Source organism: Anaerotignum faecicola, from assembly GCA_024460105.1.
In the GTDB taxonomy this organism is placed as follows: Bacteria; Bacillota; Clostridia; order Lachnospirales; family Anaerotignaceae; genus JANFXS01.
Map to the genome: position 1 here is coordinate 1 of JANFXS010000449.1, position 409 is coordinate 409.

Here is a 409-nt window from a genome sequence, read left to right on the forward strand (position 1 = left end):
CGGCCGCCTTGTGCAGCGCTACCATAATAATTCAAGCGCGCCGGCAGACACAATCCATGTTGCGATAAGATTTTTTGTAAATCCCGCAACAATATATCCTAAAAGGGAACATGCCGCCACAGTTACGGAATAAGGTATCTGCGTTGAAACATGGTCTATATGGTTACAGGATGCTCCGGTGCTTGACAATATTGTGGTGTCGGAAATCGGAGAGCAGTGATCCACGAAAACAGAACCTGCAAGTGTTGCGGAAAGCGAGATTATAGTAAGCTCAGGCGCAACGGCTTCGCATATGGAAGCGATTATTGGTATTAAAATACCGAAAGTTCCCCAGCTTGTGCCCACTATGCTTATTCCTGCCATTATATTTGTTGTAGCAGGGTTCCTTTCGTTCTCAATGGGCACAAGC

The 409-nt window shown here is 46.2% G+C and carries 1 protein-coding gene; it reads right to left on the bottom strand.

Annotation, left to right across the window (positions count from 1 at the left end; translation table 11 throughout):
• Window positions 1–18: 18 nt before the first annotated feature.
• Window positions 19–409: Na+/H+ antiporter NhaC family protein (locus NE664_14815; GenBank protein MCQ4727907.1), on the bottom strand; the 391-nt coding region annotated here is incomplete at its 5' end.